Annotated in this window: 29 protein-coding genes; 8 read left to right on the top strand and 21 right to left on the bottom strand. The window is 32.5% G+C overall.

From position 1 onward, the window contains the following. Positions 1 to 3 precede the first annotated feature (3 nt). The 4 genes from GKR88_05240 to GKR88_05255 form a co-directional block, all read right to left on the bottom strand. Positions 4 to 732 carry a sugar-binding protein gene (locus GKR88_05240; GenBank protein QMU63752.1) on the bottom strand — a complete coding sequence of 243 codons (729 nt, stop codon included), beginning with the start codon at positions 730 to 732 and terminating at the stop codon, positions 4 to 6. Further along, positions 732 to 2,066 carry a M28 family peptidase gene (locus tag GKR88_05245; protein QMU63753.1) on the bottom strand — a complete coding sequence of 445 codons (1,335 nt, stop codon included), beginning with the start codon at positions 2,064 to 2,066 and terminating at the stop codon, positions 732 to 734. The genes GKR88_05240 and GKR88_05245 overlap by 1 nt, the downstream gene beginning before the upstream one ends. 147 nt (positions 2,067 to 2,213) lie before the next feature. Continuing rightward, positions 2,214 to 2,573, bottom strand: a complete 360-nt coding sequence (locus tag GKR88_05250; protein QMU63754.1) for a hypothetical protein — start codon at positions 2,571 to 2,573, stop codon at positions 2,214 to 2,216. 302 nt (positions 2,574 to 2,875) lie between these two features. After that, positions 2,876 to 3,112 (bottom strand): hypothetical protein, encoded by a 237-nt coding sequence (locus GKR88_05255; protein ID QMU66647.1) that lies wholly within the window; start codon positions 3,110 to 3,112, stop codon positions 2,876 to 2,878. Between the two features lie 292 nt (positions 3,113 to 3,404). Here GKR88_05255 and GKR88_05260 point away from each other — a divergent pair, with 292 nt between their 5' ends. The 3 genes from GKR88_05260 to GKR88_05270 all read left to right on the top strand — a co-directional run bounded on the left by GKR88_05260 (position 3,405) and on the right by GKR88_05270 (position 5,239). Beyond that, positions 3,405 to 4,100: a hypothetical protein gene (locus GKR88_05260; GenBank protein ID QMU63755.1), complete on the top strand. Its 696-nt coding sequence runs from the start codon at positions 3,405 to 3,407 to the stop codon at positions 4,098 to 4,100. Positions 4,101 to 4,245: 145 nt separating this feature from the next. Then, complete coding sequence (locus GKR88_05265; GenBank protein ID QMU63756.1) at positions 4,246 to 4,830, top strand: sigma-70 family RNA polymerase sigma factor; 585 nt, start codon at positions 4,246 to 4,248, stop codon at positions 4,828 to 4,830. Continuing rightward, on the top strand, positions 4,817 to 5,239 hold the full coding sequence (locus GKR88_05270; GenBank protein QMU63757.1) for a hypothetical protein: 423 nt from the start codon (positions 4,817 to 4,819) through the stop codon (positions 5,237 to 5,239). The genes GKR88_05265 and GKR88_05270 overlap by 14 nt, the downstream gene beginning before the upstream one ends. Positions 5,240 to 5,336: 97 nt before the next feature. Here the strand turns inward: GKR88_05270 and GKR88_05275 are convergent, their stop codons facing one another. Next, entirely contained in the window at positions 5,337 to 5,819 is a 483-nt protein-coding gene (locus tag GKR88_05275; GenBank protein ID QMU63758.1) for a hypothetical protein, read from the bottom strand. Between the two features lie 365 nt (positions 5,820 to 6,184). Further along, entirely contained in the window at positions 6,185 to 8,095 is a 1,911-nt protein-coding gene (htpG, locus tag GKR88_05280) for a molecular chaperone HtpG (GenBank protein QMU63759.1), read from the bottom strand. Positions 8,096 to 8,349: 254 nt separating this feature from the next. Between htpG and fabH the strand changes: the two genes are divergently transcribed. After that, the gene (fabH, locus tag GKR88_05285; protein ID QMU66648.1) at positions 8,350 to 9,357 is read left to right on the top strand and encodes a beta-ketoacyl-ACP synthase III; all 1,008 of its coding nucleotides are present in this window, start codon (positions 8,350 to 8,352) and stop codon (positions 9,355 to 9,357) included. Positions 9,358 to 9,372: 15 nt separating this feature from the next. On the opposite strand, the gene GKR88_05290 is transcribed toward fabH, so the two are convergent. The 12 genes from GKR88_05290 to pyrR all read right to left on the bottom strand — a co-directional run bounded on the left by GKR88_05290 (position 9,373) and on the right by pyrR (position 19,517). Then, complete coding sequence (locus GKR88_05290; protein ID QMU63760.1) at positions 9,373 to 11,115, bottom strand: TonB-dependent receptor; 1,743 nt, start codon at positions 11,113 to 11,115, stop codon at positions 9,373 to 9,375. Between the two features lie 35 nt (positions 11,116 to 11,150). Continuing rightward, positions 11,151 to 11,780, bottom strand: a complete 630-nt coding sequence (locus GKR88_05295; GenBank protein QMU63761.1) for a TonB-dependent receptor plug domain-containing protein — start codon at positions 11,778 to 11,780, stop codon at positions 11,151 to 11,153. A 557-nt stretch (positions 11,781 to 12,337) separates the two neighbouring features. Next, entirely contained in the window at positions 12,338 to 13,957 is a 1,620-nt protein-coding gene (locus GKR88_05300; protein ID QMU63762.1) for a TonB-dependent receptor, read from the bottom strand. Continuing rightward, entirely contained in the window at positions 13,893 to 14,498 is a 606-nt protein-coding gene (locus GKR88_05305) for a TonB-dependent receptor plug domain-containing protein (GenBank protein QMU63763.1), read from the bottom strand. Before GKR88_05305 ends, GKR88_05300 begins: the two co-directional genes overlap by 65 nt. A 26-nt stretch (positions 14,499 to 14,524) precedes the next feature. After that, positions 14,525 to 15,478 (bottom strand): DDE transposase, encoded by a 954-nt coding sequence (locus tag GKR88_05310; protein QMU63764.1) that lies wholly within the window; start codon positions 15,476 to 15,478, stop codon positions 14,525 to 14,527. Positions 15,479 to 15,500: 22 nt separating this feature from the next. Next, positions 15,501 to 15,851: a transposase gene (locus GKR88_05315; GenBank protein QMU63765.1), complete on the bottom strand. Its 351-nt coding sequence runs from the start codon at positions 15,849 to 15,851 to the stop codon at positions 15,501 to 15,503. A gap of 27 nt (positions 15,852 to 15,878) precedes the next feature. Further along, positions 15,879 to 16,247, bottom strand: coding sequence for a hypothetical protein (locus GKR88_05320; protein QMU63766.1), 369 nt, complete (start codon positions 16,245 to 16,247; stop codon positions 15,879 to 15,881). 196 nt (positions 16,248 to 16,443) lie between these two features. Next, entirely contained in the window at positions 16,444 to 17,358 is a 915-nt protein-coding gene (locus GKR88_05325) for a ribonuclease Z (GenBank protein QMU63767.1), read from the bottom strand. Continuing rightward, a complete protein-coding gene (locus GKR88_05330; protein ID QMU63768.1) occupies positions 17,355 to 17,672 on the bottom strand; it encodes a T9SS type A sorting domain-containing protein in 318 nt (105 codons plus the stop codon). Before GKR88_05330 ends, GKR88_05325 begins: the two co-directional genes overlap by 4 nt. Before the next feature lie 28 nt (positions 17,673 to 17,700). Further along, entirely contained in the window at positions 17,701 to 18,036 is a 336-nt protein-coding gene (locus GKR88_05335; protein ID QMU63769.1) for a hypothetical protein, read from the bottom strand. A gap of 9 nt (positions 18,037 to 18,045) precedes the next feature. Then, positions 18,046 to 18,975 carry an aspartate carbamoyltransferase catalytic subunit gene (locus GKR88_05340; GenBank protein QMU63770.1) on the bottom strand — a complete coding sequence of 310 codons (930 nt, stop codon included), beginning with the start codon at positions 18,973 to 18,975 and terminating at the stop codon, positions 18,046 to 18,048. Between the two features lie 2 nt (positions 18,976 to 18,977). Beyond that, positions 18,978 to 19,517 carry a bifunctional pyr operon transcriptional regulator/uracil phosphoribosyltransferase PyrR gene (pyrR, locus tag GKR88_05345; GenBank protein ID QMU63771.1) on the bottom strand — a complete coding sequence of 180 codons (540 nt, stop codon included), beginning with the start codon at positions 19,515 to 19,517 and terminating at the stop codon, positions 18,978 to 18,980. Between the two features lie 582 nt (positions 19,518 to 20,099). On the opposite strand from pyrR, the gene GKR88_05350 reads away from it, so the two are divergent. Then, positions 20,100 to 21,299 carry a tetratricopeptide repeat protein gene (locus GKR88_05350; protein QMU63772.1) on the top strand — a complete coding sequence of 400 codons (1,200 nt, stop codon included), beginning with the start codon at positions 20,100 to 20,102 and terminating at the stop codon, positions 21,297 to 21,299. A gap of 27 nt (positions 21,300 to 21,326) precedes the next feature. On the opposite strand, the gene GKR88_05355 is transcribed toward GKR88_05350, so the two are convergent. From GKR88_05355 to GKR88_05365, 3 genes are all read right to left on the bottom strand, one after another. Then, positions 21,327 to 22,184 carry an IS3 family transposase gene (locus GKR88_05355; protein ID QMU63773.1) on the bottom strand — a complete coding sequence of 286 codons (858 nt, stop codon included), beginning with the start codon at positions 22,182 to 22,184 and terminating at the stop codon, positions 21,327 to 21,329. Beyond that, positions 22,184 to 22,555, bottom strand: coding sequence for a transposase (locus tag GKR88_05360; GenBank protein QMU63774.1), 372 nt, complete (start codon positions 22,553 to 22,555; stop codon positions 22,184 to 22,186). Before GKR88_05360 ends, GKR88_05355 begins: the two co-directional genes overlap by 1 nt. 392 nt (positions 22,556 to 22,947) lie before the next feature. After that, a complete protein-coding gene (locus tag GKR88_05365) occupies positions 22,948 to 23,103 on the bottom strand; it encodes a hypothetical protein (protein QMU63775.1) in 156 nt (51 codons plus the stop codon). A 95-nt stretch (positions 23,104 to 23,198) separates the two neighbouring features. Here GKR88_05365 and GKR88_05370 point away from each other — a divergent pair, with 95 nt between their 5' ends. The 3 genes from GKR88_05370 to aroE are packed head-to-tail and all read left to right on the top strand — an operon-like array spanning position 23,199 to position 25,879. Next, entirely contained in the window at positions 23,199 to 24,155 is a 957-nt protein-coding gene (locus tag GKR88_05370; GenBank protein ID QMU63776.1) for a DUF368 domain-containing protein, read from the top strand. Beyond that, positions 24,121 to 25,137, top strand: coding sequence for a DUF368 domain-containing protein (locus GKR88_05375; GenBank protein QMU63777.1), 1,017 nt, complete (start codon positions 24,121 to 24,123; stop codon positions 25,135 to 25,137). The genes GKR88_05370 and GKR88_05375 overlap by 35 nt, the downstream gene beginning before the upstream one ends. Continuing rightward, positions 25,109 to 25,879 (top strand): shikimate dehydrogenase, encoded by a 771-nt coding sequence (aroE, locus tag GKR88_05380; protein QMU63778.1) that lies wholly within the window; start codon positions 25,109 to 25,111, stop codon positions 25,877 to 25,879. Before GKR88_05375 ends, aroE begins: the two co-directional genes overlap by 29 nt. The last annotated feature ends 398 nt before the right edge of the window (positions 25,880 to 26,277 follow it).

The following is a 26,277-nucleotide window of genomic DNA, read 5'->3' on the forward strand; positions in this document are numbered from 1 at the left end:
GCTTTATTCTTTTAACAAAATTGTTCCAAAAACAGAAGCATCTATCCAGCCTCGATTTTTATCTTTTCCATTGATAAAGACGGAACCTATAAAATTTTCTCTCTCTGAACTATAATCATTATCACAATAGGCAATTGCAAATCCAATTTTTTTTCCCGCAATTAATGGTATAGGTTCTTGTGAACCTCCAAAAGTATAAGTATCCGGAAAAAGCGATATTTTGAATTCCCACGTAGAAATTTTACCTATAGTTTGTCTTTTTGACTGTACATGATTGTTGAATAATTTTGGAGTATCCAAAGCATCCAGATCTACTACGTTTCCATCTAGTGCAACATGATATGCAAAAGCATTATGATTATATTGATGTTCGCCACCACTATTATCTTCATCAATGAAAATTTCAATACAATCATCATCCCACCAAAGTTTTAAAGGATCATCGTATTGATCTAATAATACATCGTCTACTATTTCTACAAGAATATACAAAACTTCTTTAGACCAAGAGAGTTTATATCTTCCTGAAAAATCGGAAGAATTTACTTCTTTGCCCAACCAGAATTGGTCAATTAATAACCATGAACTCTTATCCCATGTTTTTTCATCGGAAATGCCATCAATTGTAATTTTGTCAATTGTTTTGTTGACTTTATGGAGTTGATGCTCTTTTTTTTGCCCAAAACTAATGGTAAAAAAGAGGCTAAACAAAATTTTCAAACATAACTTCATTATCTATTTCTTATAATTCCGGAAGGGAACGTTACAATGCTTTCATGGCCATTTTCTCCCACTGCTGCAACGCCGAAAAGGAAATTATCAATGACCATTCCTTCCAATGTATATTTGTTGGTATTTTCTACATACTGAAAATGATCCCAGGTGGGCGAAGTGGTATCTCTCCAATAGATTTTATACCCTTTTACTCCTTCAACGTTATCCCACTGTAAAATTGCTGCCGGTGCTACCATTCCACCGATTTTTACGTTTTTTGGAGCCGGCGGAGCCCAGGCAATAGCTGCTAAATTAATGGCATTTACTGCGGTTAACTTTTTTGCATATTCAAAATTAACAAACTTGATCTTATCACCGTATTCTATACCATTTTCCGTACGAATGTCTTGATGTTGTTGTGTGTAGTTTTCGTGCATTTCCATGATTCTGACCCCGGCAAAACCGGCATCATTAAAAGGCCTGTGATGCCCGCCACGCCCAAAACGATCCAATCGATATATCATTTTAGGGTTCATTTCCGGCATATACATTTTGGTTGTTTTATATATGAAACGTGCCAATTGACGGGAAATTCCGTCTATTTCACCCCCGTAAAATCGACGCAAACGCCTTTGTTTTTCCGTTTCCGTTGGAGGAACCGGTTCTGAAAATATCCTAAAGGTTCTATTGTCGATGACTCCGTCAACACCTTTGATATTTCCAATCATATCATTATTTAAAATTCCAATGATATCCCAACCTTTTTCTTTGACATAGGCAGCTAATCCGCGACCACCAAACAACCCTTGTTCTTCTCCTGATAAACCGACATACATAATGCTATTTTCGAGTGTATATTTAGATAAAACTCTGGCTGCTTCAATAGCTCCGGCCATTCCCGAAGCGTTGTCATTTGCCCCGGGAGCATCTGATGTGTAATTGTTGGGATCGGATACGCGAGAGTCAATATCTCCACTCATAATGATATACCTGTCCGGATATTTTGTCCCTCTTTGAATTGCCACTACATTCACTACCATGACATCTTTTATAATTCTTCTTTTATTAGCTTTTACCAAATCCTTTTGATAAAATACATCCAGACAATGGTTACAATCAGAAGAAATGTTGTCAAATTCGGATTTTATCCAACGTCTTGCTGCTCCAATGCCCCTGGTTTGAGAAATGGTGTCACTCATAGTATGCCTGGTTCCAAAATTTGCTAATATGGTAATGTCATTTTTTATTCTTTCTGCACTGATAGTATTTACAATATCATACATCCTTGTGTCTATTTGTGCTTGTAGCATTTCTAATGAAAGAAAGGCAATGATGCATAATCTTTTACTCATACTGTTGGATTTAAAATTGCAAAACGGAATTTATATAGGTATTGGATTTATGGTGTTCTTTAACTTGTTTAAAGATACTGACTTTACAAATAATAAAAAAACCGGCTGGATATAGCCGGCTTGCATAGTAGAGGTTTGGTTTGCTGCTTATTCTTTATCTAATTTTTTAGTTAAGGTAAACCCTGCAAATAAACCGACTCCTGCCATTAAGAAGATCAACCCCGCATATAAGGCATCTTCATCAATGTGTAATGCAGATTCTAAAATCATGGCAAGAAGTACTCCGGTTCCTACACCCATTAAAAGAACTGAAAGATTGAGGATAAAAACCTTCCAGAATGGGGCAGGATTTTTTTCTTTTGCTCTGGAAAAAATACCTGCATCCACACCTTTTTCTATTAAAGCTAAACGCTCTTTATTCCTTGTTGAGAAGAACAAATAAAAGATTCCGAATATAGAACCGAAAATGATAATTAAAACAAATATCGCTACTGATGAGTCATTCATAATGGTATTACTTTTAAGGATTAATAATTGTATTTGCAGGGTATGACATCTCTAATTTGGAAAAGGTTACAAAAAAGTGAAAAGAATACTACTGCGTAATCCGGATTTAATACCAAAAAGAATAATTATATGAGACCTTTGCAGCATTGATTTGGCAAAAAAGTTCAACGCCCGAAGAAAATTTTAAACCGGAATAACCTGTTGGTTCTGAGGATTTAAAATTTTCGAGAAGGAAGAAATTTGAAGCCAAATCAATTCAAATACAGAATACATCCCTATTTCGGCAAAGATCTCAAAGGTTATTATTTAAATACTTTGTATGTGTTATAAAAAGCTGATTTATATCTTCTGCTGATTAAGATATTTTTTTTATTATTTAGTATAATCAGATTATCATTCGGATATATTTTATCAACATTTACCAAAAAGTTTCTATGCGTGCGAACAAAATTAAATGAAGATAAAAATGCTATCAATTTGTGTAGCGAAATATGAATTAAAAAATACTTGTTTTCTATGGCTATCACCTGCCTTTTTATTGAGTAATCCTAAATAATATCAGTTATTATTTGAAATTACTGTAAAAGAAAATGATGATTTTTTTTCTTTATTGGAGTTAGAAGAATAAAGCGTAGCCTTAGTTACGGTTTCTTTTTATAGCGAACAGGAAAGGAAAAAAGAGCATTTTATTACAGTAATTTCAGGTGATAAATGTTATAAGAATTAAGTTGATATAAAATTACTTCAATTACAAACAATAAAAATTTGTATCTTTAATATAGATTAGAAGCTTTTGGAAAGTTTCATAAGTATAGCTAACCCCCAATATCGATGAAAACGAAGTTTATTTTTCTACTGGTAGTATTTGCTCTTCATATTGAATGTGTGAGGAAATCCGAAGCAAAACATAGTTCATTTGCAAAAGGAATTGATATTTCAAAATATCAGAGAACCATACATTGGACCGATTTGGTAAAGCAAAAAGAAATGGCATTTATCATAGCCAGGGCCACCGAGGGAATGGCTATCGATGACAGTTTTTCAAAACATTGGAAGGAAATTCATAAGATAGATTGCATAGGGGGTGCATATCATTTTTTTTCAAATGAAGAATCTCCGTTACTGCAAGCCAAATTATTTTTGGAAACAGTTCCTGTAAAAAAAGGAAATTTGCCACCAATATTAGATGTAGAAGCATATAGCACTATACAAACAAAACACCAACTAATAGAAAATTGTCTTACATGGTTGACATATGTAGAAAAAGCGACAGGAAGAACGCCGATTCTTTATTCAAACCTCTACTTTATTACAAATAATTTGAGTGATCCACGTCTTAGAAAATATCCTTTGTGGATCGCAGAATATAACTCGGATTCCATACCCAAAGTACCTGAAATATGGGATACTTGGTTGTTTTGGCAAAAATCAGATAGTTATTTGTTAAAGGGAATTCAGGGAGATGTGGATTATGATTTGTTTCATGGAAGTAAAGAAGATCTTCAAAATTATAGCAACAAAGAATAATACAGAAGTGTCTGTAATAGTCGAGATGTTAGCATTTATAAGAATTATATAACATCTCGATATTGCAGATAAAAAGAATTGAAAAAGATAAATTATAGTAAAAATCTGTAACCTTTGCAATGAAGAAAGAGTCCATTATTGTATAATGACTGTCAACAACGACCAACCATATATTGATAAGGTATTAAATGGAGATATCAACACTTTCTCTTTCCTGGTGGAAAAGTACAAAGATATGGTGTTTACCCTGGCACTAAAAATGACAAAGAATAGGGAAGAAGCTGAAGAAGTGTTGCAAGATAGCTTTATGAAAGCTTTTAAATCGCTGAAGAGTTTTAAAGGCGATGCTAAATTTTCTACCTGGCTCTATAAAATTACGTATCATAATTGTATAGACCGAGTAAAGAAAAATGCCAGAAGATATACTACTGATTCGATTGATAAGGTACTGGAAAATAGAATTAAGGATACGGAAGATACGATGCAAATGATGGAAAGAAAGGAAAGAGCTGAATTGATGAATGTTTGTTTACTGGAATTGCCGAAAGATGAGCGTTCTATTTTGTGGTTGTTTTACTATGAAGAATTGAGTCTGAACGAAATGATTGAGGTAACTTCGTTGTCACAGGCGAACTTAAAGGTAAAACTATACAGAGCAAGAAAAAAACTGTTATCTATTGTACAAGAGAAAATGGAACCTGAAATTATTCATCATTATGGAAGAAAATAAGAAATTACAGATCGATGCTTTTTTGAAAAAACAAATTCGGGAAATGCCTTTAGCATCCCCTTCCAAAGATTTTACGAGAAATTTAATGGAAACTCTTCTTAGGGAAGAATATAAAGCAACCCAATATACTCCTTTGATTTCCGGAAAAGTCTGGTTAAGCATTTTAACATTTATAATCCTATTTGCAGGTTTCTTATTTTTCATTCCTCTTCAAAAAGAGGAAAGTAGCTTACTGGGAAAAATACCTGTTGATTTTTCTTTCTTAACTGAAATTAGTTTTTCCGAACTTTTTAGCGGGTTTTCAATTTCAAATATAACGTCATACGGGTTGTTATTGTTCTTTGTTATGATGTCTATTCAAACTTTTTATTTGAAAGGATATTTTAGTAAACGGTTTTCTAACTTATAGAACTCGTTTAAATCTTTTGGGTTTAGGCGAAAATTAGAAGTTTTTAGCTCTGTTGAAGGCTTTTTTGAGTTGCATAGTGCCACGGAAGGAAAAGAGTTTATAAAAAAGAAACCGTAATAATTTTTTCGTTTTCTACCTCATAAATGGCAATAGCACTATATGTCTTTCCATGGGCAATAATAAATTCCTGGTCAATTACAATATTGTCTATTTCCATTCTGTTTAAAATCTTACAGTTTAGATCTTTGGCTTTTTTAAATAAAGGAGCATATCTTTTTTTCACCTCTTTTCTTCCCTCATATTGTAGCTTGTAAGGATAGTCATATACTTTTACATCTTCGGCAAATAAGTTTGTAAAAGCTTCAATATCTCTGTTGCTGTATGCCTCCGGTTGTTTTTGTACGACATATTTTGGAGATTCTTCACCTACGATTGCCATTTTTGTTCCATCCGGACTAACAGCAATTCTGGAAATATTTTGCGTTAAAGTATCGTCTATTGTATGGAACTCACTCCAATAACTACCTGTACTCTCCATGGCTACTGTGGTAATATGGTGTTCTTGTAAATAGCTTATCATCTTCAAACTACCTCAATGGTATACAGAGAACTCTTTAACTTGATTTTTTTGCTGTCCTACAGCAACAAAATGAGATCGAGAACCTACATCTATACGCTCAGCATAGGGGTTGCTCACTTGCATTTTCTCGAATGTTTTCATAATTGAAATTTAATGAATTAATAAAAAGAGTTCTGGTGAATGCTTTATCTTTGAGCATTATTCTATGCGAGATAACAGATGTTTCATCATTTTTTGTCTCAAAGGGCTTTTCTATACCAAAAACCTTTTTTGCATTCTAACCAAAATTCGGGTTAAAAACAGAAAATCACCTGTAAATAAATTACAAGTGATTTTTTTATTTAAGAATTGTTAAAAAATGTTCTTTACTTAATCAATTCATAACTGCGTTTGATAAACTGAGTTAAATCTTCGCCATGTAGCAAATTTTGAGATAGTTTTGCCAGATCAAAAGCCTGATTAATTAATCGATTTCGCTTTTTCTCGGTTTTCGTATGGAGGATTTCTCCAACTAACGAGTGATTGGTATTTACGACTAAATTGTACATTTCCGGTAAATTACCCATACCCGTCATAGCACCACTTCCGGTTGCACTCATTTCTTTCATTCTACGCATAAATTCCGGAACGGTAATTAAGAAAGGAGATGCGTTAGAATCCATAGCTTCCAGTTGTACCGTATAGGTTTCTTTAGGAACATTTTCTTCTATCATAGGTTTCAGCTTTTCTTTATCCTCCTCTGATAATTTAGAGAGTATCGTATCGTCTTTCTTGATTAAATTATCAATATGATCTGCATCTACTCTGGTAAATTTCAATTTATCATTAGAGGTTTCCAGTTTTTGCATTAAGTGAGAAATGATAGGAGAATCTAATAAAATAACCTCATAACCTTTCTCTTTTGCATCTTGAATATAACTGTGTTGTGCATCTTTGTCAGCAGCATATAAGATGATATGATTCCCGTCTTTATCAGTTTGAGCATCTTTGGTCTTTTTGGTTAGCTCATCAAATGTAAGGAATGAATCATCTACCTTAGGGTATAGTGCAAACTTCTTTGCTTTGTCAAAAAATTTATCTTCGGATAGCATACCATATTCAATGATCACTTTAATATCGTTCCATTTTGACTCAAAATCTTTGCGATTGTTTTTGAACAACGAGCTTAATTTATCGGCTACTTTTTTAGTGATGTAACCGGATATTTTTTTTACGGCTCCATCTGCCTGTAAATAAGAACGAGATACATTTAAAGGAATATCCGGAGAGTCAATAACACCTTTTAACATTTGCAAGAAATCAGGTACGATTCCTTCTACATTATCTGTTACAAAAACTTGATTTTGATATAATTGGATTCGATCTTTTTGGATATCTAAATTTTGAGTTAACTTAGGGAAATATAAAATCCCGGTTAAATTAAAAGGATAGTCTACATTCAGATGAATATGAAATAAAGACTCTTCAAATTGCATCGGATACAATTCTCTATAGAAGTTTTTATAATCTTCATCTTTTAAATCAGCAGGTTTTTTGGTCCAGGCCGGATTTGTATTGTTTATGATATTGTCGACATCGATTTGCTTATGAGGTTCGGTAGTTTCTTTACCATCTTTGTCTTTTGTTGTTTTTGGAGTGAAATCAGGGTCGTTTATTTTTTTTGTTCCGAATTTAATCGGGATTTGATTAAAACGATTGTATTTGGTTAGCAACCCTGTGATCTTATGATCTTCTAAAAACTCAGCAGCGTCATCGGCAATATATAAAATGATTTCCGTACCTCTTTCTTTTTTATCATGAGGAACTAACGTATATTCCGGTGACCCGTCACATATCCAATGAACTGCTTCCTCATCTTTATAGGATTTGGTAATGATTTCTACCTTGTCAGCCACCATGAAGGCAGAGTAAAAACCTAATCCAAAATGTCCGATGACTCCTGTTTCATTTTTATCGTCTTTGTATTTTTCCAGGAATTCTTCTGCGCCCGAAAAGGCAATCTGATTGATGTATTTCTCTACTTCTTCTGCAGTCATTCCCAAGCCTTGATCTGTAATATGCAGCTTTTTGTTGTCTTTATCAATTTTGACTTCTATTTTAGGTTCTCCATATTGAACCTTTGCTTCGCCAATAGAAATCAGGTGTTTTAATTTGGTTGTTGCATCTGTAGCGTTTGAGATTAATTCACGTAAAAAAATCTCATGGTCCGAATACAAGAATTTTTTGATTAACGGAAAGATATTTTCTACCGATACATTAATGTTTCCTTTGCTCATAATTTATGTCTTTATTAGATTTTTAAATGTTTCGGTAATCGGAAAGTCAAAAAAGATACCAAAATAAGATAAATGACAAGATGACAGGAAAGTTTTTAATGTAACAATGGATTAATGCAACAATGGGTTAATGTGTAAATGACTTTTAAATTTTTGACTGGGATTTCATTCCTGTATCGTAAGATTTGCAAATTTTTGCGAAGAAATAGTTTTATTACTATTTTAGTAAGAGCAAACAAATTCAACTTATGAATATATACCATTCTAAAATTACCGGATTGGGTTACTTTGTACCTGATAATGTGATTACAAATAATGATCTGAAACAATGGATGGAAACCAGTGATGAATGGATTCAGGAAAGAACGGGTATTAAAGAACGCAGGTGGATAGACCCTGCAACAGGGGAAACAACCTCTACCATGGCAGTAAAGGCAGCTAAAATTGCAATTGACCGAGCAGGCTTAACAAAAGATGACATTGATTTTATCATATTTGCAACATTAAGCCCGGATATGTATTTCCCCGGAGGAGGCGTGCGTGTACAGGACATGCTGGATATGCCAACTGTGGGTGCTTTGGATATCAGAAATCAGTGTTCGGGATTTATCTACTCTCTGTCTGTTGCCGACCAGTTTATTAAAACAGGAATGTATGAAAATATCTTAGTGATTGGTTCTGAAAATCATTCCGGAGGCCTGGAACGTTCTATCAGGGGCAGGAATGTAACCGTTATTTTTGGTGACGGTGCCGGAGCAGCTGTCTTATCAAGAAGTTCAGTAGAAGGAAAAGGAATTTTATCTTCTCATTTGCATTCCGAAGGAAAGCATGCTCGGGAATTAATGTTAGAAGGGCCTTCAACGAGTCGTTGGGTTCCGGAAATTCTGACCGAAAATAATCCTGATGACGAATCGTATTTCCCTTATATGAATGGGCAGTTTGTCTTTAAACACGCTGTTGTTCGTTTTTCCGAGGCAATTTCAGAGGGTCTTCGAGCGAATAATTTGCAAAAAGAAGATATAGATATGCTAATCCCGCATCAGGCAAATTTGAGAATTGCCCAATTCATACAGCGTAAATTTCAGTTGAGGGACGACCAGGTGTATAATAATATTATGAAATATGGAAATACAACCGCAGCTTCTGTAATTATTGCTTTAACGGAAGCTTGGGAGGAAGGAAAAATAAAAGATAACGATGTAGTGGTACTAGCTGCTTTTGGCAGTGGATTTACCTGGGGAAGCGTGATAATAAGGTGGTAACCCGAACAGTTGAATTTATAAAATACTTCCGCTTGTCTCGTTACTGTCCCGGTATTTTCTATCACGTTCTTTATTTTTACCGCTTCCAAAGTTATAGTTAAAACCTATGTAAATAGCGTCTATTTCTAAGAGATAAAAACCATTTTGAGGGAACGGATTGGTAGTAGTAAAATCGAGCTTATAGGTATTAAAAACATCCGTACCTCGCAAATTCAGAGAACCATTTCCGTTTAAAATACTTAATCTGGCGGATGCATTTATCATATAATAAGGGTCGATTTTGAATTGAACATTTTCGCTTCTTCCTCTGTATGATCCCGATAGTTGAAAACGTAGTTTTTTTGATATTTTAAAACTATTGTTAAGTTGTATTTTAAATAGAGTATTTTTAACCTTCTCAGTTTCATTATTTATAATACCTTCACTATCTTGAATATATAAACTGGTGCTAGTTGTAGCAGTCCACCATTTGTTTAACTTATATTTTGCTGAAAATTCAGTACCATAACTATCTGCAGTATCATAATTTGTATAAGAAATGGTTTGAACATCTTCATTTACTGTGCTTCTATTGACAATTCTTCCGATACTATTGGATGTGTTTCGGTAGAACGCTCCAAATGTCAAATATCCTTTCGAGAGATTTTTAGTATAATTTAGTTCAAAAGAACTTGTAAATTGAGGTACTAATAACCTGTTACCAACAGAGATGGTCAACGGAGATACCCATTCCTGAATGGGCGTAACCTGATAGATAGAAGGCCTGTCTACACGTCTGCTATAGCCAATTTGAAAGTGATGTTTATCAGATGGAGTATATGTGAGAAAATAGGACGGATAAATGCTAAAAATGGCATCAGTATATAATTCATCATTTGTCAATTCAGTATTTCTGAATATACCGTTTACATTAAACTGCTCAAAACGAATTCCCATTTGAATTGCTATTTTCTCATATTCTTTATTAAAATTAATATATCCCGAATACGTATTCCGATCATAATTGAAAGATGTATTCCCTTTTGGCCGAATGGGAGGATTTCCATTTGTTTCCACTTCTTGATTGGTATCAATTTTATTAAAAGCTTTCTGAACTCTTGTCTCTAAGCCTATTTCCAGTATTCCGCTCTCTATGGGATGGGTATAATCTATATTTGTTAGTAATGTGCTATTATTGTTTGTAATTTCATTTCTGTAATTATTGATGGTGGATAAAGGATTGATAAGTTCATTAATACTGTCTTGTTGCGGATTTGTACTTTTGGAATAATTGATTTCAAACTCAATATTCCTTCCTTTTTCATTTAAATCTATCGTATAATCTACATTATAAACCTCCTCTTTTGGTTTATAGATGGATTTGTTTGGGGATTGCAATATCAAATTCTGATTTTCATAAACGAGGGTTTCTATGGTAAAATCCGTGCGGGAAAAACTTTGAGTTGTATAAAAAGATAAAGTATTTGCAGGATTTATATAAATATCCGCTCCTGCTTTTAGATAGTGAGTAGTTGTATTATCCAGATAATTAAAATCCTGATTTAGTTCCTTGTCTGTTCTTCTTAAATTACTGATAGTTGCATATTTGCCAAAGTCAAGGTTATAGATACCAAATAAATTTACGATACCTGTCCTATAGTTAAAATCGGACGATCCGCCGGGGCGACTATTTTTACTATGTTCCAAACCAAGTGTTAAAGACCCGTTAAATCCATCAGCAATGTTCTTCTTCAAGATAATATTTATAATCCCGCTCATTCCCTCGGGATTGTATTTGGCAGAAGGGTTTGTAATTAATTCAATTTTTTTATTGAGGAAGAAGAAATTTGTTTCAATAGTTGAAAAGTAGATAAATTAGAGGGTTTCCCGTCGATCAGTACACGGACATTATCATTGCCTCGCATACTAATATTGCCGGATAGTACATCCACATTTACAGTGGGGATATTTTGAAGCATTTCTATTGCATTTGTACCTGCCGAAGTCAAATCTTTACCTACATTGATAACTTTTCTGTCAATTTTTTGACTTATTGTTGAACCTTCTGTTTCAATGATAACTTCATCTAATATTTTTTCATCTTCAAATAACAGTATGGTTCCCATATCATATTCTTTATCTTTTTGAGATAGTATAACTGATTTGGATACTCTCTTATACCCTATAAATTGGATATGTACTTGCCATTTTTTTAAAGGGAGATTTTTAATGGTAAAAACACCTTTCTCATTTGTTACTTCAACAGCAATAATATTTTTATGTTCATCTTCACATGTAATATGAACATACTGTAAGTACTGTTTTGTATGAGCATCTACAATGATACCTGAGATACTGCCATTTTTTGTTTCGGATTGCTTTTCTTTTTGTGAAAAAACAAGTATGGAATTAAAAATAAAAACCAAAAATATATTAACTTTCATGCTGTTAAGTGCCTACTAAGGTAAAGAAAACTTAGAAGCTCAAAACAATAGAAAAAAAGTCAATTAATCAATCCCTGAAAACAGTGATTCTTTTTTTTCACAATATATAGTGAAGGCTATATTTGAAACGGCATTGAAACTATAATTAAGTAGTAACAAAGAACCGGTTTAGTTATGAAGATTTATAAAAAAATTAAAACTCAGAAACACACAATACCAAAAATGAAATAATAAGTAAGATATTTCTGGATTTTAATTTTATATAGCTATTTTTTGTTAGCTAGATTCTCCGTATTGATCAATTAAGTTTTTAGTGATTACTTCAGGTCGCACTCTGTATGTTTGACTGGCGATTATTTGTGGGTATAGCCTGGTAGCGCTATCATAAATTTCTCCTTTTACAATACCAATGGTTTGTAAAAAAACATGAGGCTCTAGTTTGAAATAGTGTTGATAAATATGAGTTTTCCATTCTTTTTATTGAATTTTGCATCAAAATTAAATCCAAAAGATATTCAAACCTGGTAACATCAAGGGATTAAGATATAATACCTAATTTAAACTAGAGCCAAACATGAGTATAATGTACTAATTATCAAGAGATTAATTTTTTTAGAAAAAACCCCACTTCCTTGTTTTTCGTTATTGTCTCTTTTTCTACGAGATTTTGCTTTGTTTTTCCCTCCGCCAAATCTATAGTTAAAACCCAGGTAGGTAGTTCTGCTTTCCCATTGAAACCTTCCGTTCTGAACAAAGGGATTCGCTGCATCGAATTGGAATTTCATTCCTCTAAAAATATCATTTACTCTAAAGTTAATAGTTCCTTTTCCTTTTAATACTGTTAAACTGGCCCCCGTATTTATCATCCACATATGATCTACATCAAATTGAATATTCTTTTGAGGACCTCTGTACATTGCAAAAAGTTGTAGTCTTAAATTTTTAGAAGCTTTAAAACTATTACTTATTCTGGCATTAAATACTTCATTCGTCACTTCTGCCCTGGATGGATTGGGATTTGTAAAATCTACAATACCCAGTTGTTTTTGAGAGTAAAAATCCATGCTGGAATTTAGCCTCCACCATTTGTTCACTTTATAATTAAGAGAGAACTCCATACCGTAAGCACTTGTATCATCAAAATTAGTATATGTCAATAATTGGGCTACCTCCGGATTGGTAGGATCAGGAGAGGTGACACGAGAAATGACATCATTTATTTTTCTATAAAAGGTTCCAAAACTGAGAGAACCTCCTTTAATTTTTCTTGTATAATTTGCTTCAAGGGAGTTTGTAAATTGAGGAACTAAATCCGGGTTTCCAATAGATACGATAAGGGGCGTACTCCACTCTCTAATCGGATTTACCTGCTGAATGCCCGGCCTGTCAACTCGTCTGCTATAACTAAACTGAAATTGATTTTTTTCCGAAGGAGAATATGTCAAAAATACTGATGGATATATGGTGAATATCTTGTCAGTAACGTTCTGTGTAGCTTGTCCGTCTCGATTAAAAATTCCTTCAATTTCATAGTTTTCAATTCTCGCTCCTAATTGCATGGTGACCTTTGAAAACCGATGTCCGTAATTGATGTATCCCGAATAAATTTTCCTATCATAGCTAAAATTTGAATTTCCAATAGGCGTTGTTGTTAACACATTACCGGATCCGTCAAAAGTTAAAGCTCGTTCCTGATCTGTTAAGTTTGTATTTTTTGTGTCATCAGTTCTGTATTCTAAACCTAATTCTAACGTTCCTTTTTCTGTTATAGGATCAGTATAATCTATATTGATTAATGTATTGCTTCTGTCATTTGAAATATTATTGAAGTAATTTAATAATCTAAAATCGATATCAGAAGGCATTTGTAAAATATTTCTATTTGTAATAAACTGAGTATCATCAGTTTTAGAATAAGTAGCTTCAAATTCCAGATGGTGATCTTTTTTCTTAAAATCAATTTTATAATTTACATTATACGTGCCTGTTGGAATATCACTGTCTTGTGTATTAGGTGAATTAATAGTTTCCACACCATTTGTGGTTACAATGGTTCTCCCTCCGGCCAAACCGTCAAATTTATTTTGTGTGGTGTAAAAAGACAATGTATTTTTATCGTTTAAGTAAATATCGGCACCTATTTTTAATAAATCTAAAATCCTGATTATTAAAGCCAGGTCTGTTTACAAACCCAAAATTATATTGATCGCCGCCATTAAAACCATAATTTAGGAAAAAGTTTACCTTCCCTGTTTTATAATTCAGATTCGTTGACCCGTTATAACGTACATAATGACCGGCAGTTACCCCACTGTCAACACTTCCGTTAAAACCTAAATTGGCATTTTTATTTAGGATGATATTGATGATCCCACTTAAACCTTCAGGACTGTATTTTGCAGAAGGATTGGTAATTAATTCAACACTTTTAATGGAAGTAGAAGGAATCTGCTTTAGTAGCTGTGCCGCCGGAACATTAGTAGGCCTGCCATCTACCAATACGCGTACATTTGAATTTCCGCGCAGACTTATTTGACCTGTTTGACTATCTACACTTACAGATTGTACATTGTTTAATAATTCGGAAGCAGTAGTTCCTGCAGAAGTTAAATCTTTTCCTACATTGATTACTTTTCTATCTACTTTTTGCACTACAGTTGAGGTCTCGGCTCTCACAACAACTTCATCTAACTGTGAAGCATCTTCTTTTAATGGAATTGTGGATCAAGACTAATTGTTGTGTTTTAGGCAAAAATTTGTGTTAATCTGAACAGGAAGAATTCTACATTTTTAACACCTCTAAACTGCGCTCTAAAGGCTTTAATCTTAGCATTAAAAGATTCAGCAGAAGCATTTGTACTCCGATTGATAAAATAATTGAGTATTGACCGATAATTTATAGAAATTGTATTTGCTATTGTATTAAAAGCTTTAAAACCAGATTTTTCTACATCATTATACCAATGTGCTAGTTTTGTATATGCAATTTGTATTGATTTAGCTGTATTGAATATATTTCTAAGGCTCTGATTTAAGTTAAAAGCCTTTTGAATATCAGGATATTTTTCAAAAAGTATTTTGCTTCTTAGATATTGATTTTGTGTCCATTTTTCAGGAGATTTATAGAGTAAATATCTACTTCTAGCTAAGAGTTGTTTTCTAGTGTCCCCATTGTCAAATATCTCAGGTTGATACTCTTTACCTTTTGTTTTTGCTAACTTGATTAGGTCATTTTCTAGGTCTATTGCATTCCATCGATGTTTTATTCTAATATCTTGTAGCGCTTCTAGAGCTAGTTTTTGCACATGGAATCTATCAGTTACTTGTATGGCCTTAGGGAAACATGTTTTGGCTATATTTTTCATAGAGTTCGCCATATCTAGTGTAATTTCTTTGACTTTGTTTCTTTTTTTAGAGGATATTTTAAGTAACTGTTCTATAATGGGTTCTATCTTAGTGCCTGCAAAAACCCCTACAATAGCTCCTTTTTTACCTTTGGCTTTTTTATTGGTAATAATGGTGTAGAGTTCTCCTTTAGACAATGCTGTTTCATCAATAGATAAATAAGCACCTATATTTTCAGGAAAAACATGCCACTCTTTAGCATGTTTTTTTTGTTTCCATTGTTTAAACTCACTTAAATAATCACGATATTGACGTCCAAGTTTTTTACCATCAACTCCGTAAAATCTACCTATAGTTCTACAATCACTGGTTTCTCTATCTACTAATTTCTTTTAAAAAAGCAGCGAACTGCTCTGTCATTCGAGTCCCCTGTGCTACTAAATTCCAATCTCTTTGTACAATTTGTTTGGTCTTCCTATCTAACCATCTACGACGTTTAATGTGAAGATATACTGTGTTGCCTCGTAATGGAAAGTCTTGAATGGTAAGCTCTTTATGAAATCCGTGAGCTATCAAGATACGTTCTGATTCTTCTTTGGGAACTATGTTACGTTCTTCAAAATACAAATGCATCACTTCATTTTCAACACTATGTTTTGACAAATCAAAATGTTCAACTAACAACTCTGGTAAAATTAATTTTAGTAAATCTATATAAGTATCCAACCTCCTTTTTTTACAAAGATCACAATACTATTTTAAATTCACACACAACTTTTGAGATTGATCCGGAATTGTTCCCAGGTTAACATTTCGTTGCTTATTCTTAATATTTATTTGCTTAGAAAAAGTTGCATACCCTATGTATTGTATTTCCACAATGTTATTCCCTTCCGGGATATTTTTTATCTTAAAATTTCCTTTATCTCCCGTAATTCCTACTGTAATTACTTTTTTAGCTACATCTCTTACAACAATGTTTACATAAGGAAGCGGCTCTTTAGTTATTTCGTCAATCACTTTTCCGGATATAACTCCGGATTTGGATAATTTGTTTTTATCTGATTGTGAAAAAGAATGAAACGATAGTACTAATAAACCTAAAAGTATGGCTTTTTTCATTTAAGTTGATTTTTTTTAACATCTAAGTAGACTGTTTATAATATGTCTTTGTTACTTTATTTAACATCGTTTAACGTATTATTAACATATGAATACGAAAACCTTCGTTTTTAATACATTTTAAAAGGAACTTAAAAGATGATGGATTAATACCTGTTTAAGGTAAAATTTCTTGGAGTACCTTACAAAGCGCTTTTCATTTAAAAAATTTCTCACCTTCTTTTGCCAAAAAAACAGGATCAAAAATTTGTCTTGCTTCTTCCTTAAAAGCCTCAATTTCTTTATACCTACTAGAGTAGTGACCAATTATTAAGGTCTGTACATTAGCTAGTCTTGCAATTTTAGCGGCTTGCTTGGCAGTTGAATGTTGAGTTTTCTTTGCCAAATCTTCTCTATCTGACAAAAATGTTGCTTCGTGATATAATAAATCAACGTTTTTGATAATAGGAATAATATCCGGCTTGTAACTGGTATCACTACAAAATGCATAGGATTTTGACTGTGGCGGATCATGAGTCAAATTAGCATTTGGAATTATTCTCTTATTTGACAGGGTAAAGTCTTTTCCCATTTTTAAAGAAGCATAATCACAGGTTTTTATTTCAGGATATTTTTTTATTTCATTCATATTTAAACCACGTTGTTTATGCTTTTCAGTAAACAAGTATCCATTGGTATATACTCTGTGGTTTAAAGGGATGGTTCTGACAGCAACTTTATCATCTTCGAAAACGAGCTCACTCTTTTTAGAAGTTAGTTCATGAAAAATAATAGTAAAATTAGTATATGTTTTGGAAACTTTTAATTGTAGATTTGTTACTTCTTCAACTCCTTTTGGTCCGTAAATATGAAGTTCTTTTTCTCGGTTTAAGATTCCGAATGTGCTTATTAAACCTATTAACCCAAAAAAATGATCTCCATGTAGGTGAGAGATAAAGATGTGATTTATTTTGGAAAAGCCAACTTTATACTTCCTCATTTGGCGTTGCGTACCTTCCCCGCAATCAATTAAAAAATGCCGACCGTTAATTTCTAAATACTGAGCTGTTGGATATGAACTTACTCTGGGTGTAGCAGAATGACAACCTAAAATGGTTAGTGCTAGATTCATCGAATCACAAAACGCTTTGTCATCATTTCAACACCTGATCTTATAGAATATAAATACATTCCGGGTTGTAAACTATTTTTGGAAAAAGGAATCGTATTTTTCCCTTTTTTAGCTTTCATCCTTTTTACTAAAACTGTTCTCCCTATAATATTGCGGACACTAAATGTAATGTTTTGCACGGACTCCGAGTAAAAACTAACAGTAGTAGTGTTTGCAAAAGGATTTGGAGAGGTAGTAAGTTTCGTTATTTTTTTTTGCGAATAAACACCTGCATTAACTACCAACAAAATCAAAAAAAGTAATTTTTTAATCATAATGTTGTTATCTTTAATTTATAAGTCGTTAAAAGCTTAAATCCCTTTCAATAGCTTCCATTTTTATAATATCTTCTGCTTCTGCATATGTAGGAACAATATTGAAATGTTCCGGAAAAATATCATTATTTATTTTAGGAGGATATACAACAACAAACGATTTATGATTGACACTTTGTTTTTCAGCTACCTCTAAAAGTAAAAAGAAATCCTTTTCTGATACATCGAGGTTTTTAGAAACCCGAATAATCAAATGTTGATCTTCCAGCAATGGCATCTGAGAGGATAACGCCATAAAAAACTCCCGAAAAGTACTTTCATCAGGCAGAATACTTGTATAATTTTCTTTTCGATTAATATACATAGCTTGTATTTATCTTTTTATTTGTTGTGCTAATAAATAAATAACGGCCATTCTTATTGCAACTCCGTTTTCTACCTGATGAAGGATAATAGATTGATCTGCATCCGCAACATCACTGGTAATTTCTACCCCCCTGTTAATTGGGCCCGGATGCATGATCACAATCTTTTTGCCCAAATTATCCAAGATATGTTTGTTGATGCCGAAAAGCTTCGTATATTCTCTTACAGAAGGAAAATATGTACTACTCATCCTCTCATGTTGTACTCTTAAAACATTTGCAACATCGCACCAGGCGAGTGCTCTTTTAATATCCGTTTCTACCACTACTCCTAATTTGATCATATATTTCGGTAGTAATGTTGTAGGTCCGCATACCATTACTTCTGCCCCTTGAAGTTGTAAGGCAAATATGTTTGATAATGCAACTCTGGAATGTAAAATATCTCCAACAATGACCACTTTTTTACCTTTTACAATACCTAATGCTTCTTTGATTGAATAAGAATCCAACAGTGCTTGGGTGGGATGTTCATGGGTTCCGTCTCCGGCATTGATAATTTTTGCATCTACGTGTTTTGATAAAAAAATGCCGGCACCCACATTTGGATGACGCATTACTATAATATCCACTTTCATAGAAAGAATATTGTTTACGGTATCAATAAGTGTTTCTCCTTTTTTTTGAGAAGATTGGTTTGCTGAAAAATTAATTACATCGGCAGACAGCCTTTTCTCGGCTAACTCAAAAGATAGTTTGGTTCTGGTACTATTCTCAAAAAATAAGTTGGCTATGGTAATATCCTGCAGAGAAGGTACTTTTTTAATGGGCCTGTTGATCACTTCTTTGAAGTGATTTGCAGTATCAAAAATGAGATTAATATCACTTTTTTTTAGATATTTTATTCCTAATAAATGGTGTACACTTAGTGGATTCATAATTATTTAATATCTATATATACTGCATCTTTTTGATGTAATTCTTTCCAGTTGACCAGGACTTTTTCATGATTAATAGCATCTACTTGCCTGCCTCTATAATCAGGCTGTATAGGTAAATGCCTGCTAAATCGCCTGTCTATAAGCACCAATAATTCTATGTTTTCAGGCCTTCCGTATGATTGTAAAGCCGTTAAAGCAGCTCTAACACTCCTTCCGGAATATAAAACATCATCAATGATAACCACTTTTTTCCCTTCAATTAAAAAGCCAATTTCAGTATTTGTTGCTGTCAGAGGGACTTCTCTCCTCCGAAAATCATCTCTGTAAAAAGTAATGTCTAATAAACCGAGATCTAACTTTTTTATATAATATTCGGTTTTTAATACATGTGCCAGCCGTTTGGCTAAGAAAATACCTCTTGGTTGTAAACCAATGAGAACACTATCTGAAAAATCATTGTGATTTTCGATTAGTTGACAAGCCAACCGATGAAGGATAATTTCAATTTCTTTTGAGTTTAATAGTATTTTTTTGCTCATGAGAAACTAAAGAATTCAGCTAAATGCCAAAAGTTGGACAAAGCTAGTGTAAAAAAGAATACAAGCAAAATTTAAACCCGGATTATGCAGGGTAAACGCATTAAAGTTAACATGTTTTTAATCAATACTTTATGATTTTTTGATCCAAGTTAACCTGTAATTATTTTCAAAAAAATGAATAATCATTAAAGGTAAGTTTAAAAAATTACGAATAAAATCCATTATTAAATGTCAATTCTTTAATGAAAAATTAGTTTTACTGATATATTCATAAAAGTTTAATGCGTTTGCCCTGCCGGATTATGTATTGGAGCTTCGCAATGAAGGTTGAAATCGTAATAAAATAGGGCATTTTCTAAAATGTAGCTTTTAGTACCGCTACGGTTCACCTCAAAAATGCAATGAAGTGATATATTTTGAAACAATTTCAAACGGTAATAGATTTTCTAATACATCATCCGTGTTAAAGTCTAAAAGAAATAATACGGTTGTTAATTAAATTGTTGAAAACAAAAAAGAAGCTTTTAAAAGTGGTATAAGAGTTGTAGTACATTTAAATACTAAATTAAAAACTTGTTGCGTATGCCATTGACTAAGTTTGAATCGATGCTAAAGACTAATAGCATTTATTTTTTAGATTTGGCTGAATTTGAAGAAATTATACTTCATTATCTGGATACGGGAAAACACACACTCGCTAAAAAAGCCATAAAGCTGGGATTAGAGCAACATCCTAATGCTATTGATTTAAAATTATTGGAAGTAGAAATACTGATTTTTGATAATCAATTGGAAAAGGCCGCCAGGCTTATTAAAAAAATTCAGGAAATAGACCCAAATAACGAAGAAGCTTACATTCAAAAAGCCATTCTTTTATCAAAAAAAGGAGCACATAAACAAGCTATTTTAAGCTTAAAAGATGCGTTGATTTATGTGGATGATAAAGCAGATATATGGTCTTTATTAGGCATGGAGTATTTGTATATGGATGATTTTAAAAACGCACGTTTAAATTTTGAGAAGTGTTTGGATGCGGATTTTGAAGATTATGCTGCCTTATACAATATAGTATACTGTTTTGATATGGAAAAAAGCCATAAACAGGCCATTCACTATTTAAATTCCTATGTCGATAAAAACCCTTATTGCGAGGTTGCCTGGCATCAATTGGGGTGTCAGTACTTTATGTTGAAGATGTTTAAAGAAGCCTTGACTTCTTTTGATTTTGCCGTATTAATTGATGAATATTTTATCGGAGGATATCTTGAGAAAGCAAAAACACTGGAACAGCTAGGATGCTATAACGAAGCGATAGAAAATTATTTAATTACATTGGAGTTGGATGACCCTACAGTTTTTGCTTATATGAGAGTAGGAGAATGTTATGATAAACTAGGCACATCAGACAAAGCTGTAAATTACTATAAGAAAGCAGTACATGAAGACCCTTTATTGGATAAGGGGTGGATGTTACTTGCACAATCTTATTTTGTTAATAAAGATTATCAAAAATCTTTATACTATGTTAACAGGGCACTAAAAATTGATGAGAACAATACTATCTATTGGAGAAAATATGCTGAAATAAATTTACAATTGAACTTTTTCGAAGCAGCAACAAATGCCTATTATAAATGTTTAGCATTAAAAGACGAAAATCTGGCAATTTTTTTAGGGCTTTCCGATGCATTAGTGTTTCTAGGTGAGTTTAATGATGCTCTTAAAGTGTTATTCTTAGCATATAAAAAACACAAAGATATCATGGAAATTGTCTCGTCCTAAAATAGGGCTACAGTTAATTATTAAAATTTATGCTACATTTTTGTGCACGTAATTAGGTGTTTTATAATCTAAAGATAAATGTAATCTTTTATTATTATATAATTTGATTGCATTTTTTGTTGCTTTTTTGGCGTGATTGATATTTGTAAATGTTTGGTCGAGGAAGAATTCATCTTTTAAAATTCCGTTAACTCTTTCGGCCATTGCGTTTTCGTAGCAATGATTTTCTTGGGTCATACTGATTTGTATCTTTTTTCTTTTCAAAATTTGAGTATAAACATTGCTACAATATTGTATTCCTCTATCAGAATGATGTATGATTTCTTCGGTATTTTTAGTTTGATAAATAGCTTTATTTAAAGCTCTAACACAGCCTTTAAGTTCTAAACTATCACTAATATCATAGCCTACTATTTTTCTTGAATACATATCAGTAATAAGTGCTAAATAACAAAATCCATTTATAGTTCTTATATAGGTAATATCCGAAGCCCAAACTTGGTTAGGTCTATTAATGATCAGGTCTTTTATGATATTTTTATATTTATAAAAACGATGGTAAGAGTTGGTTGTTTTAGAAGAATATTTTTTCCTTCTAATTAACAAATTATTTTCTTTTAAGATTCTAAATAACTGGTCTCTACCTATATTTATATTCTGTTTCCTAAAATCATTATGTAAGGATTTCATTAGCTTTCTAGTACCTTCTCTGGGTAATGTTTTCCTGCTTTTTTTAACAAGCATTATTACATTTTGTTCTATTTGTTTTTTAAGAACAAACCTTTTTTGATATTTGTAATAAGCATCTCTTTTTAACTCGAAAGCATTACAAATAGTAGCGATGGCGTACCTTCTTTTTTTTCTATTAATCGGTGCTATTTTCATTAAGGCTTTATGTTTAAGTTTTTTTTTAATTCTTCAACATTTTTATAGCCAAGATTTTCAGCAGCTACTTCAAGATAACTATCATTCACAAGTTTATCTAGATCCTTTTTAATAAGAAGATCTTTGAGTTGTTTTAGCTCTTTTTGAAGGGCTTTAATACGGGATAATTCGTCGTCTGTTTGCACGGTTACACGGGTGTTCATTAAATCTTTACGGTCATATTTTTTAATCCATACGTTTATCGTACTAGATTGTATGCCGTAAGTTAAGGCAATTTGTCTTTTGGAATGGTTTCCTTTGGTAAGTTCTGCTAATACTTTGAGTTTAAAACTCTCACTATAACGTCTTACATATCCATCATTTTTATACATATACTTGTTGTTTTTTGTATACATATTTCAGGACGGGTCAAATTGAGTACAGGCTGGCAGGATTATTTTTTATGTTGCATAAAGAGAACCACGGAATTGATCATCTAAAGAAAGGATTGACAATAAACTATGAATATCATAGTACTGTTAAAGAATTATACCCTTTTGTTTTTGAAAATAAAAAAGTTAGGAAATTACTCGCGGATTTTAAAAAAAGATAAAGATTACTCCGGACAAATTCTGATGGTACGTCCCTGAAAGTCAATGAATCTATATTCTTGCATCTAAAAAGGAGCGGTCTTTATTCAAATTTTACTAATCAAAAAATAACTGTTTTTTATTGGGTATTACATCAGAAAAGACATTGAACTCATTTAAACTTTTTCAATTTGCTAAAAAATTACTGTTTTCCGCTCTGTTTTTATCTTTTTTCCTTCCGTAGCGCTGCTATGCAACTCAAAAAAGCTTTCCACATATCTAAAAACTTCTAATGTTCGCTTAAACCCAAAAAGTTTAAATGAGTTCATTAATAAGTCATGAGAAAGCATTCATTTTTGTTCTTTTATAGTATACAATTTAATTATTTTAAAAGTAGCTCGTCAATTTACGTTATATTCGTAATTGGAAATTAATAAATGACCAAATGAGAAGAAAGCTAAAAGACTATATGGTTATTTCTTTAAAGGGGCTTGCTATGGGAGCAGCAGATGTGGTTCCCGGTGTTTCCGGAGGAACGATTGCTTTTATTTCGGGTATTTATGAAGAATTACTGGGGGCTATTAGTGCTATCAATATCGGACTTTTTAAAACGTTGAAATCGAAGGGAATTAGTGCAGCATGGAAACAGCTTAACGGTCATTTTTTATTATCTCTTTTTCTTGGAATTTTTATCAGTATTATTTCATTGGCTAAAGTGGTAAAATGGCTGTTAGAAAATGAGCCTGTTTTGTTGTGGTCGTTCTTTTTTGGATTGGTTCTTGCCAGTATTTTCTATGTAGGTAAGCAAATTGCCAAATGGAATTTGCAAATAATTGTAATAGGAATAGTAGGCATTATTTTGGGCTATATGGTAACCATTATTCCTCCCATAGATAGTCAGACTAATGATGTCCTTTTAATTTTTGCCGGCGCCATAGCCTCTTGTGCCATGATTTTACCCGGAATATCAGGGTCTTACATATTATTATTAATAGGGTTTTATAGCTTCATTATAGAGGCCATAGATACTATTGACTTAAAAATTCTTTTTTTATTTATGGTAGGAGTAGTAATTGGATTAGTATCTTTTTCAAAGGTTTTAAAATGGTTGTTCTCTAAATTTCGTAATCAAATGATGGCAATTTTAACGGGTATTATGCTTGGGTCGTTGAATAAAATATGGCCTTGGAAGATTGCGTTGTCTACTTATACTGACTCACACGGAAAAATAAAACCTCTTTTGGAAAAAAGTATTTCACCCTTTACTTTTGATGGAGATGCTCAGTTATTATATGCTATTATACTTGCTGTTATCGGATTTAGTTTCATTGTTTTACTGGAAAAATTAGCAGTTACTAAAAAATCAAATGGTACGGGAAAAGACGTTTTTACAAAAGCTTAATATCTTCTTAAAAGGATTAGCTATGGGAGCTGCTAACAAAGTTCCCGGCGTTTCCGGAGGAACCGTCTCTTTTGTGTTGGGTTTTTATGAAGAACTCATTTTTTCGCTTAGAAGATTTAATACAAAAGCATTTACATTACTTTTTAACGGTAAGTTTAAAAAGTTTTTAGAGTACACCAATGCTCAATTTCTTATTTTAATAATGGGAGGGAGTATGTTTAGTTACTTTAGCGTATCCTTAGTATTGGACTATTTATTGATCCATTATGAAAATTATGTCTGGAGTTGGTTTTTTGGTATGATTATAGGATCTATTTACTATATAGGAAAAGATTTTGGAGATTGGAATGTAAAAAACAGTATAGGATTAATCATAGGTACTACTGTAGGTATAGGGATTAGTTTTTTGACTCCTGCCGGAGAGAATGATAATCTATGGTTTGTGTTCTTGTGTGGTATTGTTGGTGTCTCCGGAATGACGCTTCCCGGTTTGTCAGGGTCATTTCTTTTAATATTAGCAGGAAACTATGTACTGCTATTGGTTGATTCGGTAAATGTTTTATTTGATGTTGTTACAAACATGTTTTTCGGAGATTTTTCTGCATTCAAAGACCCATTTAAAGTGAGATATTTAAAAATTATCGCAGTTTTTACGGCTGGTTCGGCATTTGGTTTGGTTTTTATTTCACACGTTTTAGGATATGTTTTAAAAAAGTTCCACCAGATAGTGATCGCTGTAATTATTGGATTTATTACCGGTTCTTTAGGAATCGTCTGGCCTTGGAAAGAGAAAGTATTTAAACAAGAGAATGGTCAGGTTTTGGTTGATCAAAAAGGAAATTATATGATAGAAAACTATCATCGTTATTTACCTGATATGTCAAAAAGCGAAACGTGGATTTCCATATTTTATATATCGGTAGGAATCATACTTATTTTGGTTATAGATTATTATGGTAAAAAGAGAAAATCAACAACATAAAGAAGTGCTTTTTGGATTGGTAGGTAAAAATATATCATACTCTTTTTCAAAGGGATATTTTAATAAAAAACTTCAAGAATTATATTTTGAAAACTATCAATATGTAAATTTTGATATGGAAAATATTGAAGATTTTTCCGAAGTTGTAAATCGATATAAACCGTCTTTAAAAGGGATGAATGTAACCATTCCCTATAAAGAAGCTATTATTTTATATTTGGATGAAGTAGACAAGATTGTAAGAGAAATAGGAGCTGTAAATACGATTAAGATTGATGAAAACGGAAAATTAAAAGGGTATAATACCGATGTTATAGGTTTTGAAGCGTCTATAAAACCTTTGCTTAAAGAACATCATACGAAAGCACTTATTTTGGGAACAGGCGGAGCTTCAAAAGCAATTGCATATGTATTTAAAAAATTACATATCGAATTTAAATTTGTTTCCAGAAAACCTAAAAATGAAAGAGAGATTTCTTACCAATCTGTTAACCATAAGATACTTGAAGCGTATACGGTTCTGGTAAATTGCAGTCCGGTCGGAACATATCCCAAATTAGAAGATTGTCCTGACATCCCTTATGCATACCTTACAGATAAACATCTCTTATATGACTTAATCTATAATCCTGAAGAGACCCTTTTTTTAGCCAAGGGGAAAGCAAAAGGATCGTCCGTTAAAAACGGATATGAAATGTTAGAAAAACAGGCAGAAGCATCGTGGTATATCTGGAATACTTAGCTTTTATATAAGCTTCAAAAAATGCTATAACCTGATAATCATAGTAGTTTCTCTAGAGTCGTTCTTTGGCTTTTTTGTGTTTTCCAGCACACGGTGCAGGCTATCAATCACCCGAGTTTGGGCTGTAGCATGATAGAGTCCTGCAAAAAAGACAAGGATAGAGAGTATAGCTTTCATAATCTCTTATTTTAGACATCTGTTTAGAAGATATACAGAGGATAATATATCAAAGATATATTTTTATGCTATTTTGCAAAAAAGATGCAACTGTGAAAAGAGCAAACACTCCATAAAAATGTATTGGTTTTCAATATTTTTCCTTATTTAGTTATTTTTTAGAGAGTTTTTGTGTATTGTGTTGGTAATCAAAATTTTACATACAATAAAAATAGGAATAA

This window comes from Flavobacteriaceae bacterium, assembly GCA_014075215.1.
Lineage (GTDB): Bacteria > Bacteroidota > Bacteroidia > Flavobacteriales > Flavobacteriaceae > Polaribacter.